Origin of the sequence: Corynebacterium neomassiliense, assembly GCF_900626215.1 — a bacterium.
In the GTDB taxonomy this organism is placed as follows: domain Bacteria; phylum Actinomycetota; class Actinomycetes; order Mycobacteriales; family Mycobacteriaceae; genus Corynebacterium; species Corynebacterium neomassiliense.
This window is the reverse complement of record NZ_LR131106.1, coordinates 689,147-715,049: the sequence shown is the minus strand read 5'-3', so window position 1 is coordinate 715,049 and position 25,903 is coordinate 689,147. Positions and strand designations below refer to the sequence as shown.

General features: G+C 68.4%; 20 protein-coding genes. 12 read left to right on the top strand and 8 right to left on the bottom strand.

Features of this window, described 5'->3' with window-relative positions; translation table 11 throughout:
* Positions 1 to 4: 4 nt before the first annotated feature.
* From E0E18_RS14300 to E0E18_RS03085, 5 genes are all read right to left on the bottom strand, one after another.
* Positions 5 to 1,456: a lipase family protein gene (locus tag E0E18_RS14300; RefSeq protein WP_130839310.1), complete on the bottom strand. Its 1,452-nt coding sequence runs from the start codon at positions 1,454 to 1,456 to the stop codon at positions 5 to 7.
* Between the two features lie 114 nt (positions 1,457 to 1,570).
* Entirely contained in the window at positions 1,571 to 4,168 is a 2,598-nt protein-coding gene (mgtA, locus tag E0E18_RS03100) for a magnesium-translocating P-type ATPase (protein ID WP_130839309.1), read from the bottom strand.
* 83 nt (positions 4,169 to 4,251) lie between these two features.
* On the bottom strand, positions 4,252 to 5,211 hold the full coding sequence (locus E0E18_RS03095; RefSeq protein WP_130839308.1) for a hypothetical protein: 960 nt from the start codon (positions 5,209 to 5,211) through the stop codon (positions 4,252 to 4,254).
* A 79-nt stretch (positions 5,212 to 5,290) separates the two neighbouring features.
* Entirely contained in the window at positions 5,291 to 6,796 is a 1,506-nt protein-coding gene (gene mtr / locus E0E18_RS03090; RefSeq protein ID WP_130839307.1) for a mycothione reductase, read from the bottom strand.
* A gap of 54 nt (positions 6,797 to 6,850) precedes the next feature.
* The gene (locus E0E18_RS03085) at positions 6,851 to 8,023 is read right to left on the bottom strand and encodes an alpha/beta hydrolase (RefSeq protein ID WP_237559609.1); all 1,173 of its coding nucleotides are present in this window, start codon (positions 8,021 to 8,023) and stop codon (positions 6,851 to 6,853) included.
* Between the two features lie 239 nt (positions 8,024 to 8,262).
* Between E0E18_RS03085 and mqo the strand changes: the two genes are divergently transcribed.
* Both mqo and cobA read left to right on the top strand, forming a co-directional pair.
* Positions 8,263 to 9,741, top strand: coding sequence for a malate dehydrogenase (quinone) (mqo, locus tag E0E18_RS03080; RefSeq protein WP_066582926.1), 1,479 nt, complete (start codon positions 8,263 to 8,265; stop codon positions 9,739 to 9,741).
* A 71-nt stretch (positions 9,742 to 9,812) separates the two neighbouring features.
* Entirely contained in the window at positions 9,813 to 10,877 is a 1,065-nt protein-coding gene (cobA, locus tag E0E18_RS03075) for a uroporphyrinogen-III C-methyltransferase (RefSeq protein ID WP_130839306.1), read from the top strand.
* 29 nt (positions 10,878 to 10,906) lie between these two features.
* Here cobA and yaaA read toward each other — a convergent pair whose 3' ends face one another.
* Positions 10,907 to 11,704 (bottom strand): peroxide stress protein YaaA, encoded by a 798-nt coding sequence (yaaA, locus tag E0E18_RS03070; protein WP_130839305.1) that lies wholly within the window; start codon positions 11,702 to 11,704, stop codon positions 10,907 to 10,909.
* Between the two features lie 50 nt (positions 11,705 to 11,754).
* On the opposite strand from yaaA, the gene E0E18_RS03065 reads away from it, so the two are divergent.
* Positions 11,755 to 13,512 (top strand): proline--tRNA ligase, encoded by a 1,758-nt coding sequence (locus E0E18_RS03065; RefSeq protein WP_130839304.1) that lies wholly within the window; start codon positions 11,755 to 11,757, stop codon positions 13,510 to 13,512.
* Between the two features lie 41 nt (positions 13,513 to 13,553).
* On the opposite strand, the gene E0E18_RS03060 is transcribed toward E0E18_RS03065, so the two are convergent.
* The gene (locus E0E18_RS03060; protein WP_130839303.1) at positions 13,554 to 14,459 is read right to left on the bottom strand and encodes a hypothetical protein; all 906 of its coding nucleotides are present in this window, start codon (positions 14,457 to 14,459) and stop codon (positions 13,554 to 13,556) included.
* Between the two features lie 42 nt (positions 14,460 to 14,501).
* Here E0E18_RS03060 and rimP point away from each other — a divergent pair, with 42 nt between their 5' ends.
* The 8 genes from rimP (at position 14,502) to E0E18_RS03020 (ending at position 23,395) form a co-directional block, all read left to right on the top strand.
* The gene (rimP, locus tag E0E18_RS03055) at positions 14,502 to 15,053 is read left to right on the top strand and encodes a ribosome maturation factor RimP (protein ID WP_066582917.1); all 552 of its coding nucleotides are present in this window, start codon (positions 14,502 to 14,504) and stop codon (positions 15,051 to 15,053) included.
* The gene (gene nusA / locus E0E18_RS03050) at positions 15,050 to 16,153 is read left to right on the top strand and encodes a transcription termination factor NusA (protein ID WP_237559608.1); all 1,104 of its coding nucleotides are present in this window, start codon (positions 15,050 to 15,052) and stop codon (positions 16,151 to 16,153) included. The genes rimP and nusA overlap by 4 nt, the downstream gene beginning before the upstream one ends.
* A gap of 128 nt (positions 16,154 to 16,281) precedes the next feature.
* Positions 16,282 to 16,608, top strand: coding sequence for a YlxR family protein (locus E0E18_RS03045; RefSeq protein ID WP_066582915.1), 327 nt, complete (start codon positions 16,282 to 16,284; stop codon positions 16,606 to 16,608).
* 132 nt (positions 16,609 to 16,740) lie between these two features.
* Positions 16,741 to 19,683, top strand: a complete 2,943-nt coding sequence (gene infB, locus E0E18_RS03040; RefSeq protein WP_130839302.1) for a translation initiation factor IF-2 — start codon at positions 16,741 to 16,743, stop codon at positions 19,681 to 19,683.
* Between the two features lie 190 nt (positions 19,684 to 19,873).
* Positions 19,874 to 20,326 carry a 30S ribosome-binding factor RbfA gene (rbfA, locus tag E0E18_RS03035; RefSeq protein ID WP_066582910.1) on the top strand — a complete coding sequence of 151 codons (453 nt, stop codon included), beginning with the start codon at positions 19,874 to 19,876 and terminating at the stop codon, positions 20,324 to 20,326.
* 55 nt (positions 20,327 to 20,381) lie between these two features.
* On the top strand, positions 20,382 to 21,683 hold the full coding sequence (locus tag E0E18_RS03030) for an MATE family efflux transporter (RefSeq protein ID WP_202616688.1): 1,302 nt from the start codon (positions 20,382 to 20,384) through the stop codon (positions 21,681 to 21,683).
* A 135-nt stretch (positions 21,684 to 21,818) separates the two neighbouring features.
* Positions 21,819 to 22,616 carry a metallophosphoesterase family protein gene (locus E0E18_RS03025; RefSeq protein WP_237559607.1) on the top strand — a complete coding sequence of 266 codons (798 nt, stop codon included), beginning with the start codon at positions 21,819 to 21,821 and terminating at the stop codon, positions 22,614 to 22,616.
* Positions 22,613 to 23,395, top strand: coding sequence for a 4'-phosphopantetheinyl transferase family protein (locus E0E18_RS03020; protein ID WP_066582903.1), 783 nt, complete (start codon positions 22,613 to 22,615; stop codon positions 23,393 to 23,395). Before E0E18_RS03025 ends, E0E18_RS03020 begins: the two co-directional genes overlap by 4 nt.
* Before the next feature lie 39 nt (positions 23,396 to 23,434).
* On the opposite strand, the gene E0E18_RS03015 is transcribed toward E0E18_RS03020, so the two are convergent.
* On the bottom strand, positions 23,435 to 24,214 hold the full coding sequence (locus tag E0E18_RS03015; RefSeq protein WP_066582902.1) for an L-threonylcarbamoyladenylate synthase: 780 nt from the start codon (positions 24,212 to 24,214) through the stop codon (positions 23,435 to 23,437).
* Between the two features lie 277 nt (positions 24,215 to 24,491).
* Here E0E18_RS03015 and E0E18_RS03010 point away from each other — a divergent pair, with 277 nt between their 5' ends.
* A complete protein-coding gene (locus E0E18_RS03010) occupies positions 24,492 to 25,880 on the top strand; it encodes an MmgE/PrpD family protein (RefSeq protein ID WP_066582901.1) in 1,389 nt (462 codons plus the stop codon).
* Positions 25,881 to 25,903 lie beyond the last annotated feature (23 nt).

The window sequence follows — 25,903 nt, the reverse complement described above, 5'->3', positions numbered from 1 at the left end:
CCGCTCAGAAGCTCCCGCAGTTGTCCGGTGCCTCCACCCCGTTGAACCTGTCGATGATCCACGACACCGCCTCCCCGGACTTCGCCAGCTGGGGCACCATGTGGCCCAGGCCCGTACCCGGCAGGATCGGCGGGGTCTCGTCGGTGACGAACTTCACCGTGCCACCGGCGGCACAGTAGTCGGCGGCGAGCTGGCGGCTCTGCGACCAGGGGATGGTGTCGTCGTTGCGGCCGTTGAGGATGAACACGGGTGCGTCCGGGGTCCTGTTGCCCAGCGTGTAGTGCTCGTTGCCGAGAACACTGCTCAGACTGCTGTCGTCGCGGATGAGGTCGCTGAAGGAGCGCCCGTCCACGGTGAACTTCCGGGAGTCGAATCCGGTCGTTGCCGCGGGGGCGCCTCCGGAGCCGCCGGAGCTTCCCGCGGTACTTCCGGTGGTGTCCGTGTCATCACCGCTACCTCCGGCGACGGTGCAGGTGTCCCTCGTGCTGTCGAGGAACTTCCGTCCCTCGTCGTTGAAGTATCGGTCCACCGTGGACTGCAGTTGCGGGTACCGGACCAGTGCACCGTTGAACGCGAAGCCGAGGACCGAACCCATCGTGGTTCCGTCGACGGTGTCGGCGACGGAGAGGAGCCCCGCCGGCGGGGCTCCGGCGAAGGTCCCCCTGATGTTGAGCTCCGGGGCGTAGGACGCCGCGAGTTCTGCTGCGGCTGCCGCGGCACCGCCACCCTGCGAGTAGCCGTACAGTGCCACGGGGGAGTTCTCCGGGGCACCGGCCAGGGACAGGCCGGCCCTGGCGGCGTCGAGGACGGCGTGTCCCTCCTCGGTGTGGTTGACGTAGGTGTGCTGCCCCGGTGTACCCAGTCCGATGTAGTCGGTGACGATGACCCGGATCCCGGCGGCGGACGCGGCGAGGAACACCGGGTACTCGTAGTTGATGTTGACCGACCCCTTCTCCCGGTCGACGCCGGCGAGCAGCCCCGGTGCGCGGGAAGGGGCGCACTCGTCGCCTGTGCCGCGGGTCCCGGGGGCGAAGACGATGGTGGGGGTGGGTCCGTTCCCCGCCCACTGTCCGGCCGGTTCAATGACGAATCCGCTGGCGGCGACGGTGCTCCCGTCCTGGGCGGTCGAGGTGTAGAGAAGCTTGTCCGCCCTTCCGGGGGCGCCGGCGATGTCGAGGGCGTCGAGGAGGTGCGGGGCGAACTGGCTGCGGATCAGGGTGCCCGGGGCGTCAGGCACGGTCGCCGGGGGAGTGTAGAAGGGGTCGTCGGCGGGTTCGGCGAGGGTGGGGTCTGCTGCGACCAGAGCCGGGGGGACGCCCGGGACCTGCCCGGATGTCGCAGGTGTTGCGGGATCGGCGGTGGCCGGTGTGACGGTGGTGGTGAGGGTGAGGGCGGAGAGGAGTACTGCGGCGCCGCAGGTCCTCACAGCCGTGGTGTGGCGGGTGGAGTAGACCATGTGTGTATCTTAGGTAGCCCTGCGGCCTCCCCGCGCGTCGAGGTACCTGCCCTACCGGTCACCCTGACCCGCTCACTCTGCCCCGGTCACCCTGCCCCGGTCACTCTGCCCCGGTCACTTCCGGGTGGTGGCAGGTACGACGGTGTGTCGTGACACCGGCCACCTCAGACGGTTGACCCGGTGGGACGGGCTCCGCCAGAACACGGGTTTGACCATCTCCGTGACGATGACGTACACGACAGCGACGAGCACGGTCAGGCCCACCAGAGACCAGGGGATGACCTCAAGATGCAACAGCACCCCGACGGGGGAGAGCACGATGGTGAACGCGACCACGGCGACAAGTACCGACAGCAGCACCAGGATCGGCGACGGCCGGGACCGCCACGCCGGACCCCGGGTACGCAGACTGAACAGCACCAGTACCTCGGTCAGGACCGAACCGAGGAACCAGGCCGACTGGAACTCGGACTCCCCGGCACCGTAGCCCCAGCGCAGCACCGCGAAGGTGATCAGGTCGAAGACCGAGGACAGGATCCCGAAGACCAGCATGTAGTTGCGGATCAGGCGCATGTCCCACCTCTGGGGGTGGCGCAGCTGCCGCGGATCGACACGGTCGGTGGCGATCGCCGTGGCCGGCAGGTCCGTCAGAAGGTTGATCACCAGGATCTGGGACGCCAGCAGCGGCAGGAACGGCAGCACCACCGAGGCGACCGCCATGGAGATCATGTTCCCGACATTGGCACTGGTGGTCATCTGGATGTACTTCATGGTGTTCGCGAAGGTCCGCCGGCCTGCGCGCATCCCGTCGAGCAGGGCCCGCAGATCCTTGTCGAGCATGACGATGGAGGCGGACTGGGCAGCGACGTCGGCCGCGCCCGTCACCGAGATCCCGACATCGGCGGCCCGCAGCGCCGGGGCGTCGTTGATGCCGTCACCCATGTACCCCACCGTCTCCCCGTCGTGGCCCAGGGCACGCACGATGCGTTCCTTGTGGTTCGGGGTGGTCTCGCAGAACACGCGGGTCCGTCGGGCCTCCCGGGCCAGACCGTCGTCGTCCAGTGCGTCGATCTGCGACCCGGACAGTACCGCGGCCGGGTCCAGGCCCAGTTGCCCGGCGATGTGGGTGGCGACCGGGCGGGCGTCGCCGGTGATCATCCGCACCGTCACCCCCGCGTCGGCGAAGTCGGAGATGGTGGTCGCGGCGTCCGGCTTCACCGGGTCCGCGAAGCTCAGCAGTCCCACCAGGGTGAGGTTGTCCTCGACGGCGGTGCCGGTGGGGGTTGAGGCGACGGCCAGTACCCGGAAACCCTGCGAGCCGAGCTGGTCGACCACCCGCCGGACGGTGTCGACAACCTCGGACAGGGGCACGGTACGACCGTCGACGGTGGCGTGGGTGCACACCTCCAGGACCTTCTCGACAGCCCCCTTGGTCACCAGCAAGGGCCCCTCCGGTGAGGCGGGGTCCTCGACGAGGACGGACAACCGTTTGCGTGTGAAGTCATAGGGGAGCTGGTCGAGGGCACGGGCACCCGCAAGGTCCGTGCCCGCGCCGTGGGCGGCGCGGGTGATGGCCTGGTCCATGGCGTTGGTCTTGCCTGTCTGCAGCATCGCGTTGAGCGCGGCGGTGCGCAGCAGGCCCGGGAAAGTCCTGCCGTTCAGGTCGAGTGGCGCGGACAGGTGGATCTCACCGGCGGTCACGGTGCCGGTCTTGTCCGTGCACAGTGCCGTCATCGCCCCGAAGTCCTCGATGGCGTTGAGCCGTTTGACGATCACCCGGTGGCGGGCGATGACCTTGGAACCCTGGGCCAGCGACAGTCCCACGATCGCGGGGAGGAGCTGCGGGGTCAGTCCCACGGCAAGGGAGAGGGAGAACAGGGCCGAATCGACGACGGGGCGGTCCAGGACCAGGTTGACGATGAAGATCACGATGACCAGGAGGACCATGATGCGGGTCAGCAGCAGGCCGAACTTCGTCATGCCCCGTTCGAAACCCGTCGGCTTCTCTTTCGCGGCAAGCGACTGTTTCACCCGCCCGAACTCCGTGTCCCGTCCCGTGGCGGTGACCACGGCGGTGCCGGTGCCCGAGGCGACATGGGTGCCCGAGTACAGCAGGTTCGACCGGGCTGCCAGGGCAGTGTCCGCGGCGACAGGGCCGGGCCGCTTGTCCACCGGGAAAGTCTCGCCGGTCAGGGACGACTGGTCGAGCTGCAGGTCCGTGGCGGTGAGGACGACGGCGTCGGCGGGAAGGACGTCACCACCGCTGACCTCGATGACGTCACCGGGGACCACGGCGTCGAAGGGAACCTCGGTGGCGGTGCCGTCGCGCCGGACGGTGGCGGTCAACCGGACCGCGCCGAGCAGCCGGTCCATCGAAGCCTGGGCCCCGCGCTCCTGCACGAAGTCCAGCAGTCCGGACAGCAGCACGATCACGAGGATGATCACCGAGTCCAGCCAGTCACCGAGGACGCCGGCGATGAGCGTCGCGACGACCAGGATGATGATGATCGGGCTGGTGAACTGCCGGGCGAGCAGTCGCCAGGGGGAGTTCGCTCCACCGGCGTCGACGGCGCGGGCGCGGGTGGCGTCCAGGCGGGCGGCGGCGTCCTTCGAAGTCAGTCCGGCGGGGGAGGAACCGAGTGCTGTGGCCAGGGCGCCGGCGTCCTCGGTCCAGGGACGGTCCGGCAGCTGCGGTGGGGCGGCGTCATTCACGCTCTCCGGTGTACTACGTCGTCACCGCAGGTGCCCGACGGCGGGGTCCGCCGGACCGGATCCGTTACCCCCGGTGGAGACTGTCAGGCCCGGGCACCGGGCAGTGCTGCGGCGATGACGCCGGGAAGCGGGATTGTCTCCGGCACTGCGGCGACGACCGGTTCCCCGGCGGCGGTGATGCTGTCGGCGATGGCGCGCGCGGTCGCCGGGTCCACCGGGCCGACCACGGAACCGACCCAGTCGGCCGTCGCCTGCACGCCCTGCCTGGCGACCTCCCGCGCCGGCCACCGTGTCATGGTCGCCAGGGAGCCCGGGTCCGGGATCAGACCCGCGGGCGAGAGTGCGGCGGCCAGGTCGGCGTCGAGGTCCCCCCGGGTGCCCGTGGTCTGTACGGCGACAGTCCACCCGCCTCCGAAACCCGTGGACGCGTGATAGGTGGTGCGGTCGTCCGACCACCCCGACTTCCACCCCAGGACCCCCGGCAGCAGGGCAACACCGTAGCGCTGGCCGTACCCGTCGGCGGCGACTGTACTGCTCTCCCGCATCGCCGACAGCAGCGGCCCGGTCGCGGTGGGATCCTCCCGGTGCTTCGCCGACAGGTAGCGTGACCAGTCCGCACTGGAGAACTTCCAGTTTCCCCACGTGGACGCCGGAACCGCCGAGGTCATCCCGTACTGTTCCACCTTCGACGGGATCGCCTGCGGATACTTCTGCGACAGTTCGGTGGCCAGGTTGTCGTCGGAGTACCTGACCATGTTCCGGGCCTTCTCCCTGTCCTGCGCACCGCCGTGCTCGAAAACATAGTCGGCGATGAGCAGCTTCGTCAGCGACAGACTGTACCGTGCCTCGTTCTCGTTGGGGGTGCCCACGTGAAGGCCGGTCCAGGTACCGTCCACGGACACCTGGGTGCGACCCGGGGCAGAGAGACCGGGGGCGGCGGAGGCCACGGCGGGCGACGCCACGGAGACAACCGTGGCCACAGCGGCCGCCGCGGCCACAGTCGCTGCTGTGGCGGAGGCGGTGAAAAGGCGGGGACGGGGCACGGGCAGGTCTCCTGTTCAGAGGTCAGCGGGTACAGCGTGTCAGCGGGGGCAGTGGTTCAGCAGGCCGGTGCCGGTCGCGTCACTCGAACTCGAGACCGAGGAGGGCGTTCTCCACAAGCTCGGACAGGCCGGGGTGGGGCCAGTACTGCTTCCGGGCGAACTCCACCAGGTCAAGATCGAACTCGATCGCCGTGACCAGCAGCTGGATCAGCGTTGCAGCCTGGGGACCCATGATATGTGCACCGAGCAGCCGCCGCGACCCGGCGTCCGCGATGAGCTTGCAGAAACCCGTCGAATCCTCCATCGCCCAGCCGTAGGCCACATCGGAGTACTCCTGCACCTTCACCGTCAGCGTACGACCGTTGTCACGTGCCCACTCGCGTGCCTCGTCCTCGGTCATCCCCACGTAACCGATCTGAGGACGGGAGAAGACGCCGCCGGGAACATTGTCGAGCTTGAACGGGACCATCTCCTGCTCGTCAGAACAGGCCACGTTGTGGAACACCGCGCGGGCCTCCTGGTTCGCCACGTGCTTGAGCTCGAAATCGTTGGCGGCGTCCCCCAGGGCCCACACTCCCGGCGCGGAGGTACGGCCGAACCGGTCCACCACGATCTTGCCCGCGGCGTCGAGGTCCACCCCGCCGGCGGCACAGTCCAGCAGGTCAGAGTTCGGGACCCTGCCCTGTGCGAGCAGCAGTTCGTCGCAGTCGATCTCCCTGCCGTCGTCCAGTGTGACCGTGACCAGGCCCCCCTCCTCCCGGGCGGAGGTGACCGTACGGCCCAGCAGGTTGGTCCACTGCGAACCGGCGGCGGCGGTGAACCGGGAGCGCACCGTGGCATCGAAGCGGCGCAGCAGGGTGTCCGACCGGTTGACCACGAACACCTCCACCCCCAGCGCAGAGAACACGTGGGCGAACTCCACGGCGATGATGCCGCCACCGAGGATGACCATGGTGCGAGGCAGTTTCTCCATCCGCATCACATCGGCATTCGTGCGGTAGCGTACCCCGGACTCCGCGATCACCGCGGGAACACGCGTACGGGTCCCCGTCGCCAGGACCACCTGGTCCGCAGTCACCGTGACGGTCTGTCCACCCGTGTCGATCCGCAACGTGCGCTCACCGGTGAACCGGGCGACACCGGGGTAGTAGGTGATGTTCGGGGTGCGGGAACCCCGCCGGTACTCTTCCCCGCCCCGCGAGATCGGGTCGATACGGCGTCCGAACACCCGCTCCTGCAGAGCAGGCCAGTCCACCCGCCACAACGGCGGTTCCTCCGGCTCCCCGGTCCCGGGATTCACCGGGGAAAGGTTGTAGCGCCCCGCCTCCGCCAGCTCGGCGGCGACGTCAGCGGTGTAGACGTACATTTTCGTGGGTATGCACCCGACATTGATGCACGTGCCGCCGAAAATGCCTTTTTCGACCAGGGCGATCCGCCGGTCGTCGAGCTCCTCCGGGATCGAGTTGCCTGATCCGGTGCCGATGATGATGAGGTCGTAGTGCTCTGTGTGCTCCGTGCCGGGGTGTGATGCCCGTGCCGCGTCGTCCTGTACCGCGTCGTCCTGTACCGCCGTGCTGTCAGTCATGGACCCGATCGTATCGGCACCACGGGTCCGCGCGCTCCTGCGACCGTCCCGGTGTCAGTTCGCGCCCGCTCCGCCCCGGGACGCGACGACCTGCGCGAGGAACCTGTCGACCGCGGCGAAGGCGGCGTCCCTGGCGTCCTCCCGGGACAGGAAGACGTCGTGCACGGCACCGGGGACGGTGACCACCACGCACCCCGGGTCGACCAGACGGGCGGCCCGACGCATCTGCGAGGGCTTCAGGACCGTGTCGGAACGGAACGCCTCCGGTGCCGGCACCTTCACCCCGGAACCGTCGTCGACACTGCGCCCGGAACCGTCGGCGTCCGAACACACCAGCAGGGTGGGAACACCGGTGGAGAACCCCCCGGACTGCAGTCTGCCGATCTCCCGGGCGACCCCCACCAGCCAGCTGACCTGCTTCGACCGGGGCCTCAACGGCTTGAACCGGCGGTCGTAGTCCCACTCACCGAACTCAGAGACATGCAGGGTACGTCCGTAGGTGGGGTCGATGCCCCCGGGGACCGGCAGGGTGGGGGCGTGACGGGACACCACAGGGAAGACGCCGCGGATGACGGCGTTGGTGAGCGCGTTGAACTGGAGGTCCAGCCACGGACTGTTGAGCACCACCGCGGCAACGCTGCGGTAGAGGGTCTCCCGGGCGGGGTCCCCGCGCCGGGAGGCGGCGTGCAGACGGGACACGAACATTGTCACGTCCAGGCCACCGGTGGAGTGCCCGACGGGGATGACGTACGGGTGGCCGGCGCCGAGCAGGGATACGGCGACGGAGAGGTCTTCGTCGTAGACGGACTGGCTGGTCACGTGGTGCCAGGTCTGCCCTGGGCGGTGGGAGCGTCCGCACTTGCGCAGGTCGATCCCGTAGACGGCGTAGCCCCGTGCGGTGAAGTGCTCGGCGACATGTGTCTGGAAGAAATAGTCCGTCATCCCGTGGACGAAGAGCAGCGCGGGGCGGGACGCGAACTTCCCGGGGTCCACCCCTGCGGGCCGGTGGCGGATGACCGTGCACACCACCGGGACGCCGGGCGTCTCCCCGTCAGGGTCGTCACCGAGGGACACCGTGGTGTGCTCGTAGCCCTCGCCGAGCATATCCGGAACAAAGTCCAGGTCATGGATACTCAGTCCCAGGGGATGGGACAGAACCGCGGCGAGGTCCAGGTGGACCGACGCAGGCTCGGGGACGGTGCGGAGAGGGTTCCCGGGTTCATTCACGGACTCCCACTGTACCCGTCGTGCCACCCTTGCAGGCGGGGTCGGGCACGGGTCGGGCACNCGGGCTCGGGGGTCGGCACGGGGTGGGCACGGGGTCGGATAGTCAACACGGCACGTCACCGCGTACTATTGCCTGATTGTGGAAGCCCCGGCCCGGCCGGTCCGCACACCGTACCCCGGTGCCGGGACAGTCGGGCCGCGACGGCGGAACAGCAGCGAAGAAAAGGATTGTGCTTAACGTGTCACCCTCCAAGAACGACCACGTCGACGTTGCCCTGGTCGGCGCCGGCGTCATTTCGACCACCCTGTCCGTGATGCTGAAAGAGCTCCAGCCCGAGTGGAGCCAGCTCATCCTCGAACGCCAGGACGTCCCGGCCTCCGAATCCTCGGACCCGTGGAACAACGCCGGTACCGGTCACTCCGCCCTCTGCGAACTGAACTACACGCCCGAGGTCAACGGCAAGATCGACACCACCAAGGCTGTCAACATCAACGAGAAGTTCCAGGTCTCACGACAGTTCTGGTCCTACCTCGTCGAGAACGGCACACTGGGGGACCCCCGCGAGTGGATCAACGCCACCCCGCACATGTCCTTCGGACACGGTGCCGCGGACGTCGCCTACATCAGGGCGCGCTACGAGGCGCTCAAGGACAACCCTCTCTTCCCGGACATGCAGTTCACCGACGACCCGGAGGTCTTCGCCTCGAAGGTCCCGCTGATGGACAAGGGGCGCGACTACTCCGAAGGAGTCGCACTGTCCTGGATCAACGCCGGCACCGACATCAACTACGGTGCACTGACCCGCCAGTACCTCGGTGCCGTGACCTCCCACGGAGTCAGCATCCGTTACGGCTCCCAGGTCAACGACGTCACCCGGGAGGGTCAGGGCTGGAAGCTGACCGTCAGGAACCTCCACAACGGTGACACCACCACCGTGCACGCCAAGTTCGTCTTCATCGGTGCCGGCGGAATGGCCCTGCCCCTGCTGCAGAAGGCCGGGATCCCGGAGATCAAGGGCTACGCAGGCTTCCCGGTGTCCGGCCAGTGGCTGCGCTGCACCAACCAGGAACTCATCGACCAGCATGCCGCGAAGGTCTACGGCAAGGCCGCCGTCGGTGCCCCGCCGATGTCCGTGCCCCACCTGGACACCCGTGTCATCGACGGCCGTAAGGGCCTGCTGTTCGGCCCGTACGCGGGCTGGACCCCGAAGTTCCTGAAGCAGGGTTCCTACCTCGACCTGTTCAAGTCCCTGCGCCCGGGCAACATCCCCTCCTACCTCGGCGTCGCCGTCCAGGAGATGGGACTGACGAAGTACCTCGTCACCGAGGTGCTGAAGAACCAGGCTGCGCGGGTGGAGTCCCTGCGCGAGTACATGCCTGACGCCCGCGACGAGGACTGGGAGCTGGTGACCGCCGGCCAGCGCGTGCAGGTGATCAAGCCCGCCAAGGCCCCGAAGTTCGGTTCCCTGGAGTTCGGTACCGCACTGATCAACTCCGCCGACGGCTCGATCGCCGGCCTGATGGGTGCGTCCCCGGGAGCCTCCATCGCCCCCTCGGCGATGATCGAGGTCCTGCAGGCCTGCTTCTCCGACAAGATGGACGCCTGGACCCCGAAGCTCCGGGAGATGGTGCCCTCCTACGGTCGCCGGCTCTCCGAGGACCACGCCCTCTACCGCGAGCAGTGGGACCGCAGCCAAAAGGCGCTCAAGCTCGCCTGACGGTGGTGTGACGGGCACAGTACCGTCCCTGGGCAGGCCGGGCGGGGGCTGCGGCACTACACTCTGTGTCCATGAGTCTTGTACTTGCCGGGGTGACGGTGCTGCTGGTGGACGGGCCGGAGACGGCCCTTGCCGCCGATCTGCTGCGTGAACAGGGGGCGGTACCCGTGAACTGGGGTGGTCACGGGACGGACGGCCCGGAAGGAATCGGCCTGGTGCGCATCCCCGCAGGAGCCGCGGCGGACCGTGCCGCGGAAGCGCTGGAGCGGGCCCGACGTCACGGCGTCCCCGTGGACGACCGCCGGGGTGTGCAGGACCACGGGGCCCACGGGGCCCACGCAGCCCCCGAGACGCCCGGGGCCCACGGTGAAGACGCCGGGGCGGAGGAACCTGCCGGGACCACGGGCGAGGTCATCCTCGTCGGCGGAGGGCCGGGGGACCCGGGCCTCATCACCGTCGCCGGGGCACGTGCCCTGGAATCGGCCGACGTCATCCTCGCCGACCATCTCGGCCCGGTGAGCCTGGCCGAGGAGGCTGCCCGACGTGGTGCCGAGCTCATCGACGTGGCGAAGATCCCGTACTCACGTCAGGTCAGCCAGGACCGTATCAACGAGCTGATGGTGGACAACGCCCGGAAAGGGCGGACCGTCGTCCGTCTCAAAGGCGGTGACCCGTTCATCTTCGGCCGCGGTTTCGAGGAGATCGAGGCCTGTACGGCGGCCGGGATACCGGTGCGGGTGATCCCCGGGGTGACCTCGATGACCGCAGCACCGGCGGCCGCGGGACTGTCCCTGACACACCGGGGACTCAACCACGATCTCACCCTGGTCTCCGGGCACGTGCCCCCGGACTCCCCGAAGTCACTGGTCAACTGGGACGCGTGCGCGAAAATGACGGGAACCCTGGTGCTGATCATGGCGGTGAAGAACGCCGGGGCGATTGCCGCGACCCTGATCGACAGGGGGAGGGACGCCGCGACCCCGGCGGTGGTGGTGGAGAACGCGTCGACCCCGTCCCAGCGGGTCACCACCGCGACACTCGGGACTCTGGGGGAGACCGTCCGCAGCACAGGCGTCCGGTCGCCGGCGGTGATCGTCATCGGGGACGCCGCGGGCCGGACAGCTCACCTCTGCTAGCCGGGGTCCGTTGCCCCGGCCGGTGCAGTTCACACGACCAGGGTGAGCTCGTTGCGGGAGGAGGCCGGCGAATCCGGCGTACCGGTCTCCACCCGGAGGCCCGCCCCGGCGGCTATCCGGGCGACATCGTGCGCTGTGCGTGCGCTCTCGGCGTCCGTCCCCGCTGTGGCGAGGACACGGGCCAGCACCCCCTTGTAGTGCTTGTTGAAGTGGCTGACGACCTTCCTGCCTCCGTCCGGCCGCACCGACTCGACCCGGACGGTGACCGCTCCCGGCACTTTTCCCAGTGCCCGGTAGCCGCCGGACCTGAGGTCCACGACGACACCCTGCCCCCGGCCGTCCGGCGTGGACTCCACCGCAGCGGTGATCAGCCCGCCCCAGCGTTTCCGCAGCGTCGGCGCCGAGGACCCGGGGGAGGCTCCGCGCACGGGAACTTTCACCGCGGAGGAGAGCCGGTACCGGGGGATCATGTCGCCGGCCCTGAGGATTCCGAAAAGTGCCGAGCCCACGGCCAGGCGGGACCACGCGTCCGGGTCTTCCCGGGTCAGGGACGGGGCGTCGAGCGCGTCGTAGAGTACCCCGGTGTAGCGCAGTAGGGCGGGCATGGTGGGGGAACGGCGCAGTTCACGGTCCGCCTCCACCTCGGTGCGGAGGCTCTCCCGCACGCCGAGCACCTGCATGGCGGTGTCCACGTCCAGGGCGCCGAGATCGTCGATGAGGGCCTCCCTGACCGGGGTGAGTCCGGGGAAGGACAGTGCGGCCGTGTCCAGTGGCCCACCGGTGCCACCGGTGGCCTTCGTCTCTGACGGAGGCAGGAGAATCAGCATGGGGGACACCCTATCGGGCGGGCCGGAGGCGATGAACTAGAGTACCGGTCATGATCACCCGGATGTCCACCTTCTTCCTGCGCACGCTGCGCGAAGATCCCGCTGATGCGGAAGTTCCCAGCCACAAGCTTCTCGTCCGAGCCGGCTACATCCGGCGCGTCGCCCCCGGTGTCTACTCCTGGCTTCCGCTGGGTCTGCGCGTCCTGCACCGGATCGAGGCGATCGTCCGCCGTGAGATGGACGCCATCGGCGCCCAGGAGATCCGGCTGCCCGCCCTGCTGCCCCGCGAGTACTACGAGAAGACCGGCCGGTGGACGGAGTACGGGGATTCCCTCCTGAGGCTCAAGGACCGCAAGGGGGCGGACTACCTCCTCGGCCCGACGCACGAGGAAATGTTCACCGACCTGGTCAAGGGTGAGTACTCCTCCTACCGTGACTTCCCGGTCATCCTGTACCAGATCCAGACGAAATACCGTGACGAGGAACGTCCCCGCGCCGGCATCCTGCGGGGACGCGAGTTCATCATGAAGGACTCCTACTCCTTCACCATGGACGACGAGGGCCTCGAGGAGGCGTACCAGCTGCACCGCCGGGCATACCGGAGGATCTTCGATTCCCTCGGTGTGGAGTACGCGATCTGCGCCGCCACATCAGGAGCGATGGGTGGGTCGGCCTCCGAGGAGTTCCTGGCGGTCTCCCCCTCAGGGGAGGACACCTTCGTGCGTGCCACTGACGGCGACTACGCGGCAAACGTGGAGGCTGTCGTCACCCCGGCACCGGCGGAGCGCCCGGTGGACGGACTTCCCGCGGCGAAGGTCTACGAGACCCCGGACGCCACGACCATGGACGCTCTGCTGGAGTGGGCACGTTCGGAGAACCTCACCGTCGACGGTCGTCCCGTGGAGCTGTCCGACACGCTCAAGTGTCTGGTCGTGAAGATCACCCCTCCCGGGGGAGAACCGGAGCTCACCGGAATTCTGCTGCCGGGTGACCGGGAGGCGGACATGAAGCGCCTGGAGGCCTCGGTGGAGCCCGCGACCGTGGAGCTGGCGGGGGAGAAGGATTTCGCCGACAACCCGTTCCTCGTCAAGGGGTACGTGGGGCCGAAGGGTCTGGCGGACAACGGCGTCCGCGTCCTCGCCGACCCACGGGTCGTCACCGGAACCTCGTGGATCACCGGCGCGGACCGGAAGAACCGGCACGTCGCCAACATGGTCGCCGGACGGGACTTCACCGTCGACGGGTACATCGAGGCCGCGGAGATCAGGGAGGGCGACCCTGCCCCTGAAGGTATGGGGACGCTGACGCTGGAGCGCGGCATCGAGATCGGGCACATCTTCCAGCTGGGCCGGAAGTACACCGAAGCTTTCGACGTTCAGATCCTCGACGAGGACGGCCGGCGTTCCGTCCCGACGATGGGGTCCTACGGCCTGGGGGTGTCCCGTCTCGTCGCCGTCCTCGCCGAGCAGATGCACGACGAGAAGGGTCTGCGCTGGCCGGCCGGTGTCGCACCTTTCGACGTCCATGTCGTCATCGCCAACAAGGACGCCGCGGCCGGGGAGGCCGCGCAGGAGCTCGTCGAGGGGCTGGACGCCGCGGGACTGGAGGTCCTCTTCGACGAGCGTCCCAAGGTCAGCCCCGGTGTGAAGTTCAAGGACGCCGAGCTGCTCGGCATTCCCCTCGTGGTCATTGTCGGCCGCGGGTTCGCCGAGGGGAAGGTCGAACTGCGCAACCGTCTGACCGGTGAGACCACGGACATCGCCTACGACGGAGCCGTCGGGACGATCAGCGGCATGGTCTCCAGGTAGGGCCTGGAGTCTGGGGACGGGGCGGGGGCCGGTCGATCCGGCTACTCACCCCGTACCGGTACCGACAGGGGATCGGTGCCTGTCCTGTCCTCCAGGGCCGCCTCACACCGGGCGGCCACGGCGCACCATGACGCCACCGTCACCCGGTCCTCACCGTCGGCCCGGGATGCGGCCCGGCGCAGGTCCACGGTGACCGCGTGGACGGCCTCCAGCAGGACGGACACGGCGCCCCGGCTGTCGGCGGTGCCTGTGCCGGCAGCGGATCCGTCGGGGAAGGTGTACCCGGCTGCGGCGGCGACCCCTGTCGCATCCACGGCGGCGTCGCGGATGAGACGGAGGCGGTCGGCGACCGTGGTCACCGTGGAGGTTGACGTTCCTGCGGTGGGGAGCACCCTCCCGGTCAGCCACACCGCCTCGTGGATCCGTGAGGTCGCCTCACCGAGCTCCCCCGGGATGTCTCCGGTCAGCTCCCGGTCCACCACCGCGGTGTCGATCGCGGGGGCACCGGCGGTGGCGTCGTCGACTGTCGCGAGGGCGGCGTACACCCCGGTCAGCAGTGACGCCTGTCCACTGTCGGCGGCGTCCGGGAGGATCCCGGTCACTGTCGTGCGGACGTCGCGGACCAGCGGGGTGGTGGCCGAGGGGCCGACGGTGTCGACCGAGGTGGTGCAGGCGGCATCCGGTTCGGTCCCGCACTGCCGGATGATCTCGGCGGAGATCCGTTTCGCCTGACCGGCGAACATTCCGGCGCCGCCGTCAACTCCGTCCCGGTCGAGTGCGCGCAGCTGGCCGAGCAGGTCTGTCAGCCGGGCGTCCGGTTCCGGAGGAGTGGGGGAGCAGGCGGCCAGGGAGGTCAGGGCAGGAAGTGAGGCGACTCCGAGACCCGCGAGCAGGGAACGGTTGAGGAAACGGCGTCGGGAGAGTCGGCGGGTCGGGGTCTCGTGCACGCTCCCATAGTGCCATCCGGTGCCGGTGCTACTGTTCTGGGCATGGCTTTTCCCTCTGAACAGGAGCTCCGCGCTGCCGCGGAGCCGTTGGCGGCGGCACTCGGATTCGACGTGGAGGCGGTGTCCGTCACCAGGGCAGGTGCGAAGTCCGCGGTGAAGATCGCGGTGGACGGTGACGTCCGCCCCTCACTTGACCAGCTGGAGGAGCTCAGCCAGGCGGTGTCCGGACAGTTCGATGCCCTGGAGGAGGCGGGTCGGCTGAATTTCGGTCCCGGCTACACCCTGGAACTGTCCACCCCCGGGCTGGACACACCGCTGACCGCGGAGCGTCACTTCCGGCGCAATGTGGGCCGGCTCGTACTCGTCAGGGGGGAGAAGCTGCGCGTCGCGGCGGTGGACGGGGACACCGTCTGGTTCATCCGCCCGGCGGCGAAGAAGAAGGGCTCTCCGGGTGTGGTGCCACGGCAACTGGCGGAGTCGGCAGGTGCCCTGGTAGAAGTTGAGTTTTCCGAAGCTCCCGCCGCCGAGTCGGCTCTGGTGGGACTGGACCCCGAGAAGTACCGTGCGCTGACCGCGCAGGAGGACGACAAGTGAAAATTGACCTGAGTGCCCTGAAAGCCCTGGAGGACATCGAGCATGTCCCGGAGCATGCCCTGATCAGGGCCATCTCCTTTGCCCTGCTGGACTCCTACCGGGAGCTGACCAAGGTGGAGGGACGGGCCAGGGTGGAGATCGACCCTGTCGACGGCAGCGTCCGGGTGCTGCGGACCGAAACCGACGAGGACGGTAACGTCACCGGAGAATTCGACGACACGCCCGAGGACTTCGGCAGGGACGCCGCACGTACCGTCAGGGACGCGATCCGTGGCCAGGTCGTCGCCGCCCGTGCAGAGACCAGCTACGACCGGTACTCCACTCTCGAGGGATCCGTGGTCTCCGGCATCGTGAACAGGGACGCCCGGGCAAATGAACGGGGCATCACCGTCGTCCGCCTCGGCACCGAAGCAGAGGGCCATGACGGTCTCATTCTCCCGGCGGAGCACATCCCGGGGGAGAAGCTGGAGCACGGTGACCGGGTGAAATGCTATGTCACGGCGGTGCACCGGGGGCCGCGGGGTATCCAGATCCTGCTGTCCCGTACACACCCTGAACTGGTCCGTGGACTGTTCGCACTGGAGGTCCCGGAGGTCGCTGACGAAGCTGTCGAGATCTCCGGGATCGCCCGGGAGGCGGGCCACAGGTCCAAGGTTTCCGTCCGTTCGACGGTCAACGGCCTCAACGCCAAGGGTGCGTGCATCGGCCCCCGCGGTCAGCGGGTCTCGGCGATCATGGAGGAGCTCGGCGGCGAGAAGATCGACATCGTCGACTTCTCCGAGAATCCGGCGACCTACGTGGGAAACGCCCTGGCACCCGCCAAGGTTGTCCGGGTGGACGTGACCGACCATGACATGCAGGTCGCCCGCGCGATCGTCCCCGACCACCAGTTGTCGCTGGCGATCGGTCGTGAGGGGCAGAACGCCCGCCTTGCTGCGCGGCTCACCGGATGGAAGATCGACATCCGCCCCGAGTCCGATCCGGCGGATGACGACCGCGGAGACCGTGACGACAGTGCCGGTGACGACAGTGCCGGTGACGACAGTGCCGGCACCGCCGGCACCGCCGGTGGCGGCACGGCGGAGCGCGCGAAACTCTGAGAACCCGGCGGGAACGCGGCCGTCGTCGCCGGCAGCTGCGGCGCACCGGACCTCCCGGTTGGCCGTGGGGGCCGGTCAGGCGTTAGACTGTCATACGGTCTTAGAACTGAGGGAACCGGAGGAGCAGCTTGTCGGAAGGCACCTGTACCTCCGTCCCGTCCCAGGGTCCTGTCAGGACCTGTATCGCTTCACGTCGTACGCTGCCGGTCCAACGGCTGCTACGGTGTGTCGCGGTCCGGGACGGGGACGGGGCGGACGCCACCGTCCGCGTCGTCCCTGATCCCCGGCGCAGACTTCCCGGCCGTGGTGCATGGATCACCCCGACCGTGGAAGCCTACGAGACCGCGGTACAACGTCGGGCATTCGCCCGGGCGTTGCATGTGCCCGCTGATGCGGATACGCAGCTGGTCCTCGAACACATCGGGGCCGCGAAAGAAAAGGAAACCGATTACTGATGAGCGCACGATGAAGCAGCATCAGCGATGAGTGTCCACACGACCAGGAGTCGTACGTAGTCAGACACACGCCGACGGGGACTGTCCCCGGTGTGTCCCGGCCTGCGGCTCCGACCATCACGAAGGAGAGCAGTGCCCGGAAAGCTACGCGTCCACGAGCTGGCGAAACAGCTCGGCGTAACCAGCAAGGAACTTCTCGCCACGCTCAAGGAGCAGGGCGAGTTCGTCAAGTCCGCGTCATCGACCGTTGAACCGCCGGTCGTCAAGAAGATGCGGAACCACTACGGTGCCGGTCAGCCGGCGAAGGACACCGATGCGGCGTCCACCACCCGGGGCCCGGTCCCCGGCGGTTCCGCACGACCCGGCCCCCGGCCGGGCGCCCGCCCGACCCCGGGCAACACCCACCGTCAGGGCCCGAAGCCCGGCTCACAGGCCCGCCCCGCGCAGCGTCCGTCCCAGGAGGGCACGTCCGCGCACCGGGGAGGCGGAGATACTCCGGCAGGTGCCCCGAAGCACCGTCCCACCCCGGGTACCACCGCACGTCCGGGTGCACGCCCGGCCGCCCACGGTGAGCGTCCCGCCCAGTCGGGTCGACCCACCCCGGGTGCACACCCGACCCCGGGCAACGCAGCAGGGCCGGGTGCACGACCGACCCCGGGTACCGCGGCGCGTGCCGCCGGCGGGCGTCCCACCCCGGGAGCACGTCCCTCCGGCGAGACCGGTCACCGTTCAGCGCCGCGCCCGGGGCCGAAGCCCGGCGCCCGTGCGCCCCGTGTGGCCAACAACCCCTTCTCTTCCGGCACCGAACGCCCGGCACCCCGTCCCCGTCCGGGACAGGGCCCGAAGTCCGACATGCCCCGTCCGGGTGCCGGTCGTTCCGGCGCGCCCCGTCCGGGAGCTGCACCCCGTCCGGGTGGCACCGGCAAGCCGGGTGGACGTCGTCCCTCGCCGGCGAACATGCCGCACCATCCCTCACCGGGACAGATGCCGGCCAAGTCCGCGAACAACGCCGGCGGTGGCCGTGGCCGTGGCGGGCACGGTGGCCCCGGCGGTTCCGGCCCCTCCACCGGAGGCGGACCCCGCGGTGGACGTGGTGGCCGCCGTGGAGGTACCGCAGGTGCGTTCGGGCGTCCGGGCGGCGCCCCCCGCAGGGGAAGGAAGTCGAAGCGGCAGAAGCGCAACGAGTACGAGGCGATGCAGGCACCGTCCGTGGTCGGTGGCGTCAAGCTGCCGAACGGCAAGGGCGCGAAAATCCGCCTGCGTCGTGGCGCTTCCCTGGCCGACTTCGCCGAAAAGATCAACGCTGATCCGGCGGCACTGGTTCAGGCGCTGTTCAACCTCGGTGAAATGGTCACTGCGACGGCCTCCGTGCCGGACGACACCCTGAAGCTGCTCGGCGACGAGATGGACTACAAGGTCGAGGTCGTGTCCCCCGAGGACGAGGACCGCGAGCTCCTGGAGTCCTTCGACCTGACCTTCGGTGAGGACGCCGGAACCGAGGAAGACCTGGTCCGCCGTCCCCCGGTGGTGACCGTGATGGGCCACGTCGACCACGGTAAGACCCGGCTGCTGGACACGATCCGCAAGACCAACGTCGGTTCCGGCGAGGCAGGCGGCATCACCCAGCACATCGGTGCCTACCAGGTCACCCTCGAGGTTGACGGGGTCGATCGTAAGATCACGCTCCTGGACACCCCCGGTCACGAGGCGTTCACCGCCATGCGTGCCCGTGGTGCGAAGGCCACCGACATCGCCATCCTCGTGGTGGCGGCGGACGACGGCGTCATGCCGCAGACCGTGGAGGCCGTCAACCACGCCAAGGCGGCCGGTGTACCGATCGTCGTGGCGGTCAACAAGATCGACAAGGAGGGGGCAGACCCGGAGAAGATCCGCGGCCAGCTCACCGAGTACGGTCTGACCCCACGGGAGTGGGGCGGGGACACCGAGTTCGTCGACATCTCCGCCAAACAGGGCACCAACGTCGGGGCGCTGCTGGAGCAGGTGCTGCTCACCGCAGACATCGAGCTCGGTGACGAGCTGATGGTGAACCCGAACATGCCAGCCCAGGGTGTCGCCATCGAGGCCCACCTCGACCGTGGCCGTGGTCCGGTCGCCAGCGTCATCATCCAGCGCGGTACCCTCCACGTCGGTGACTCGATCGTCGTCGGGGACGCCCACGGGCGTGTCCGTCGCATGGTGGACGAGAACGGCGCTGACGTCAATGACGCCGAGCCCTCACGTCCCGTCCAGGTCCTCGGACTCACGAGTGTCTCCGGCGCCGGCGACAACCTCCTCGTCGTCGACGACGACCGTACGGCCCGGCAGATCGCCGACCAGCGCAACGCACGTCGCCGTAACGCCATGCAGGCCCGGTCGCGTAAGCGCATCAGTCTCGCCGACCTCGACGAGGTACTCAAGGAGACCAGTACCCTCAACCTCATCCTCAAGGGTGACAACGCCGGTACCGTCGAGGCGCTGGAGGATTCGCTCCTGCAGATCGACGTCGACGACGAGGTTCAGCTCAACATCGTCGACCGTGGTGTCGGTGCGGTGACGAAGACGAACGTGGACCTGGCGGTAGCCGCGGACGCGATCATCATCGGGTTCAATGTCCGTGCCGAAGGCAAGGCCACCGAGGTCGCCAACGCCGAGGGCGTCGAGATCCGCTACTACTCCGTGATCTACGACGCCATCGACGAGGTGGAAGCAGCCCTGAAGGGCATGCTGAAGCCGGTCTTCGAGGAGCGGGAGATCGGTACCGCCGAGATCCGTCAGCTGTTCAAGGCGTCCTCCGTCGGTCTCATCGCCGGCTGCATGGTCCAGACCGGGAAGGTCCGGCGCAATGCGCAGGTGCGCCTGGTCCGTGACGGAAGGGTCGTGGCGGAAAAGGCCACCATCGACTCACTCCGCAGGGAGAAGGACGACGTCACCGAAGTCAGCCACGGCTACGAGTGCGGTATGGTGCTGTCCTACCCCGACATCCAGGTCGGTGACATCGTCCAGGCGTACGAGCTGGTCGAGGTCCCCCGCGACCAGGCGAAGAAGGACGACAAGGACAAGAAGGACCGGAAGTAGCCGTCCACTGTCCTGACTGAGGCCCCGCGGCGGAGGAACCCCTCCACAGGCCGCGGGGTCTTCTGCCGCCACGGACGGATGCCCGGCGCCTACCGCTTCACACCCCCAGCTTCACACCCCCAACTTGAAACCCCCAGCTTCACACCCCCGTTGTCACCCACAGCGTTCCGAGACAGATAAGGTTCCACCCATGGCAGACCACGCACGCGCCGCCCGAATGGCCAAGCGCATCATGACCATCGTCGCCACCGCGATCGAGCGGGAGGTCAAGGACCGGAGACTGGAGTACGTCACGGTCACCGACTGCAGGGTCACCGGAGACCTGCACGACGCCACGATCTTCTACACGGTCCGGGGTCGTACCATCGACGAGGAGCCGGACACCGCAGCCGCGGAGGAAGCCCTCAACCGGGCCCGGGGTCAGCTGCGCAAGATTGTCGGCGACCAGCTGTCGGTGCGGTTCACCCCCACCCTGAGTTTCTCCCTGGACACCGTGCCGGAGGCGTCCGCCCACCTCGAGGAGCTTCTCGCGAAAGCCCGGGAGATCGACGAGAGGGTCCGTTCGCAGGCGGCCGGGGCCGCTCCGGCCGGGGAGCCGGACCCCTACCGGAGGGAAGGAGAGCCCGACGGCTCCGACGACTGACTCTGCGGGGCCGGTGTCAGCGGGGCCGGTGCCGGAGGGGTCTGCCGCTCCACCCGTGCGCGCGGACGTCCGGTCGGTGCTGGGCCTGGCCCTGCCCGCCCTCGCGGTGCTCTCCGCCACGCCGTTGTACCTGCTGTGGGACACCGCGTGGGTGGGACGTCTCGGGCCCGTGGAGCTGGCGGCACTGGCCACCGGGACCACCGTGCTTTCCCAGGTGACCACCCAGCTGACGTTCCTGTCCTACGGGACGACCGGGCGGGCCGCCCGTCGTTACGGGGCGGGTGACCGGGCGGGGGCCGTCTACGAGGGAATCCAGGCGACCTGGGTGGCCGTCGCCGTCGGTACCGTCCTCGCCGTGACCGTGCATTTCGCCGCCGGACCGGTGACCGCCTGGCTGGCGGGGGACAGTCAGGTGGCGGTGCCTGCCGCGCGGTGGCTGGAGGTGGCGTCCCTGGTGGTGGCCCCCGCGCTGACGGTGATGGCGGGTAACGGGTGGCTGAGGGGGATGTCGGACACGCGGCGTCCCCTGTGGTTCACTCTGGCTGGCGTGGTGCCCACCGCATTCCTCGTGCCCTGGGCGGTGTCCCGCCACGGTGTCGTCGGTTCCGCCTGGGCGACGGTCGTGGGGGAGTCGGTGACCGCCTGCCTGTTCCTGGCCTGTCTGGTGGTGACCTGGCGGCATACCGGTGACGGCAGGTCCGTGCGGCCCACCTGGTCGGTCATCCGCCCCCAGCTGGCCGACGGGCGTGACCTTGTCCTGCGTTCCCTGGGGTTCCAGGTCGCCTTTGTCAGTGCGGCTGTCGTCGCGGCCCGTTCGGGGGCGGCTGCGCTGGCGGCGCACCAGGTTCTGCTGCAGCTGTGGAACCTGCTGACCCTGCTGCTTGATTCGGTGGCGGTGGCGGCGCAGGCACTGGTCGGGGCAGCGCTCGGCGCGGGCTCCGTGGCTGCGTCCCGGGAGGTGGCCCGGACGGTGCTGCGGTTCTCGGTCGGTGCGGGGCTGGTGCTGGCTGTTGTGCTGGCCTGCGGGGCCGGCGTGGTACCCGGGGTTTTCACGGCTGACGCGGGGGTCAGACAGGCCATGGCGGGACCGTGGTGGATTCTTGTGGCGATGGCGGTGACCGGTGGGGTCGTCTTCGCCCTGGACGGTGTGCTGCTCGGGGCGGGGGACGTGGCTTTCCTGCGCACGGCGACGATCCTGTCGCTGGTGCTGGGTTTCATCCCCGGGGTGGCTGTGGCGGGACTGACCGGCACCGGACTGACGGGGGTGTGGGTGGGACTGTTGTTCTTCCTCGTGCTCAGGCTGGTTGCGGTGGCTCTGCGTTACCGGTCGGGGAAGTGGGCCAGGACCGGGGTGTAGGGGGGACAGAAATCCGCCGCCTGTTACAGGAGTGACAGATGTTGTTAGACTGACTGAAGTGTCTGAGTTTTCTGAGCTATCCGGAGCCTGCTGAAGGGACGAACTGTGGCGTCTGAGCACCGCACACTGTGGGCAGTGTCCGACCTGCACGTCGCAGTCCCCGGAAACCGGGACCTTGTCGACCGGCTCGTCCATCCGGGGACTGCGGGGGACGAGCTGATCGTCGCCGGCGATGTGGCAGAAGACACCGCCACCGTCCTCGACACCCTCGGAATGCTCGCTGACCGGTTCCGCCGGGTGATCTGGGTCCCCGGCAACCATGAACTGTTCAGCCGCCCCGGAGACCGCTTCCGCGGCGAAGACAGGTACCGGGAGCTGGTCCGTGGCTGCCGCGAACTGGGCGTCGTCACCCCGGAGGACGCCTACCCGCAGTTCGGGGGGCATACAGTGGTACCGATGTTCACGCTCTACGACCATTCGTGGAGGGACCCCTCCCTCACCGCGGCACAGGCGCTGGACGCCGCCGCCGAGAAGGGCGTGGTGTTCACCGACCAGGTGGCGATCTCCCCGTACGTCGACGTTCCCGCATGGTGCAGGCAACGACTGGGTTACACTGTGCGTCGGCTGTCCCGGACCACCGGGCCGACCGTACTGGTCAACCATTGGCCGCTGGTACGGGAGGTCACTGACCGTCTGAACATCCCCGAGATCGCACTGTGGTCAGGTACCCGGGACACCCAGGACTGGCCGGTGAGGTTCCGGGCGTCCACGGTGGTCTACGGACATCTCCACATTCCTGTCGTCCGGGAGATCGGAGGGGTGACCCACGTCGAGGTGTCGTTGGGCTACCCCCGCGAACAGGCGGTGTCCCTTCCCCCACGCCTCGAACGTCAACTCTGGCCCTACCCTGTTCTCACGGAGGTTCCCGAATGATCCTCTCATCTTCCCGCGTCACGGCGGTCGACCGGCACGGCAACGACCACCCCTCTCTGCTGTCACACCTGGAACTGCCCTCCGGAACATCGGTGGTGGAACTGCACACCGACGGAACACCGGACCTGGAGCGCTACGAAGCTCTGCACCCCAGGGAACGGCACCTCGTGGCCAGAGCGGTGGCGTCCCGCAGGTCCGACTTCGGGGACGCCCGGTGGTGCGCCCACGAGGCGCTGCGACGGTGGGGGACAGAGGCGTGCGACATTCCGATTCTGCGTGGGGACAGCGGAATGCCGTTGTTTCCCGACGGTGTGGTCGGCACGCTCTCGCACACCGAGGGCATCAGAGGTGCGCTGGTGGGGGACGCCGTGACGTGGCGCAGTGTCGGTCTGGACGTCGAACAGGCCGTGCCGTTGCCGGCGGGGGTCTTCAATGCGGTGACTTCGCCGTCGGAGAGGTGGGCACTGTCCCGCCTGGTCGGTGACACCGGGCGGGAACGGCTCCTGGGCACTGTGCTGTTCTCCGCCAAGGAGACGGTGTACAAGTCCTGGTTCCCGCTCGCCGGCCGCTTCCTCGACTTTGACGAGGCGGAGGTCGCCCTGGATATGAGCCGGGGCGACGTGGGGTCCGCCGGTTCCGCGGGTGGGGCGGGGCAGGGGTATGTCGGCGGATCGTGGCGCGCCCGTCTCCTCACCAGTCCGACGCCGGTGGATGAGATCCACGGGTCGTGGGTGGTCCGGGGCGGCTACGTCGCCACGGTGTGCGGCGTCCGGGCGTAGGCGGGGAGCCTGCGCGCGGAGCCCTGAACCGCGGACGGGTCAGTAGTATCCGCCCTGACGGAAGTCCCAGGAGTTGAACTGGTCGGAGAGGATCAGGACGATCTCGTCGTTGTAGAGGCCCTTGCGGATCAGGGTGGGGCAGGGGGTGATGCCACGCTCACCGTTCTGTTCCGGGACCAGATTGCCCTCGTCGTCGACCATGGAGACCATGACGCCCTGGGCGTAGCGGGTCTCGACGGTCTTGTCGGGCTGGATGGAGGCGACGTAGCTGTCGCCTTCGATAACCAGGTCGGCTTCCTCGGCGATCTCCTCGCCGATGCCTTCGACGACCCCGCGGTTGCCCTTTCCGGACGGGTTGGCTGAGGACGCGAAGATCAGCCGGCGGTCCTTCTCCCACAGTTCACGGGCCAGCAGTTCGCCGGGTACGCCGAACTTGAGGACGAAGCAGGAGGTGCCGCGGACGTCGGTGGCCAGCTCTTCGGCGCCTTCCGGCATGTACTTCTCGCGGGCCCCGTCCTTCCAGGGCAGGATGCAGCCCATGAGGATGTCACGGTCGACGCAGGTCTGGTAGAACTTCCTGATCTCCGGGGTCAGCTGGGCGAGTTCCTCGAGCTGTTCGAGGGAACCGCAGAGCACCACTCCGGGCTTGTTGCGCCTGCGGTGCTTCACTGCGAACTTGCGCTCCAGGCCCTCCCTGTCGCTCGTGGCGATGATGTACCCGACCTTCGTCGGGGTGACGACGATGTGCCCGGGGGTGCTGAGCAGCTCGACAGCCTCCTGCTGGAGTCCGCCGTTCCAGGTGATCTGGTTGCTGGCCATGGGGGTTCCTCACTCATCCTTCGTTGTTGTCGGGGATGGACGCCGTCTCACAGGTCGGGAGCCGACGTCTCACTGATTGGCATTGTAGAGCATCGGCGGACACGCCGCGGAATCGGGGGCGCGGTGCTGTACTCCACTCCGTCGAATGTGCAATACATCACAAACATCTTGTTTTTCGTTCCAAATCGCGGGACCGTTCAGCCACGGCCCCTGAAAACAAAGGGGAGCCTAACCACATGACAATATCCTCACCTCACCACCCCGTAAGGAGCACCACGTGACAGAAGTGCAGGAACTGGCCAAGTTCGTCGAGAAGGCGACCCTCCGGGATCTCAGCCCTGAGGCGCTGGAACAGCTCAAGATCAGGGTCCTCGACACCCTGGGCGTCGCCGTCGGAGCACTGGACGCCGAACCCATCGTGGCGATCCGCGGACTGCTCGAGGACCTCGGCGGCACCGAACAGTCCACCCTCATCGGAGGCGGGAAGACGACACCGGAACGGGCGGCCTTCTTCAACAGCGCACTGAGCCGGTACCTCGATTTCATGGACGCCTACCTCGCCAAGGGGGAGACGAACCACCCGTCCGACAACTTCGGCGCAGTCCTCGCGTCGGCAGAGTCCGTCGACGCCGGCGGAGCCGAACTCCTCACCGCTTTCGCTGTCGCCTACCAGGTGCATTCACGTCTCTCGGACGTCGCACCGGTCAGGGCCCTCGGATTCGACCACACCACGCAGGGTGCCTTCGCCGCCGCGGCCGCTGCCGCCAAGGCCATGGGACTGCCCGCGGAGCAGATCGCCAACGCTGTGGCGATGGCGGGCACCGCCAACGTGGCACTCAGGGTCACCAGGACCGGCAACCTCTCGAACTGGAAGGGACTGGCCTACCCCCACGTCTCCAAGGAGGGCACATGGTCGGCACTGCTGGCGTCCCGGGGCATCACCGGGCCTGAAGAGGTCTTCGAGGGCAACAAGGGCTTCAAGGACCTCGCCGGTCACTATGAACTGGACTGGTCGAAGGAGAACCTCGAGCGGGTCACGCGCAGCATCATCAAGAAGTACAACGCGGAGATCCACTCACAGTCGGCACTGGACGCCGCACTCAAGCTCCGCGCCGAGCACGGCATCGACCCGTCGAAGATCGCCTCGATCGCACTCACCACCTTCGACGTCGCCTACTCCATCATCGGAGGCGGTGAGGAGGGTGACAAACAGACTGTCCGCACCAAGGAAGAGGCGGACCACTCGCTTCCCTGGATGCTCGCCGTCGCACTGCTGGACGGTGAACTCAACCCGCCGCAGTACGCGCCTGAGCGCATCGTCGCCGACGATGTCCAGTCACTGATGAAGAAGGTCACCATCACCCCTGACCAGGCGCTGTCGGACCGCTTCCCGGATGAGATGCCCGCAGTCGTGACCGTCACCCTCGACGACGGTACCTCCTACACCCGTGAAGAGTCCGCCTACGACGGCTTCTTCACCCAGCCGCTGGACTGGGAGGGCGCACGCCGTAAGTTCGACGCTCTCACCACACCGTTCACCGATTCCGCGCTGCGGGACGAGATCGCCGGCATCGTCCACGACCTGGAGAACCACCGCGTCAGCGAGCTGACCGCCGCCCTGGCGAAGGTCAGCACCACCCGCGACGCCGTGACCGCGACCGTCTGACTCCCCGGCACACCACCACACCA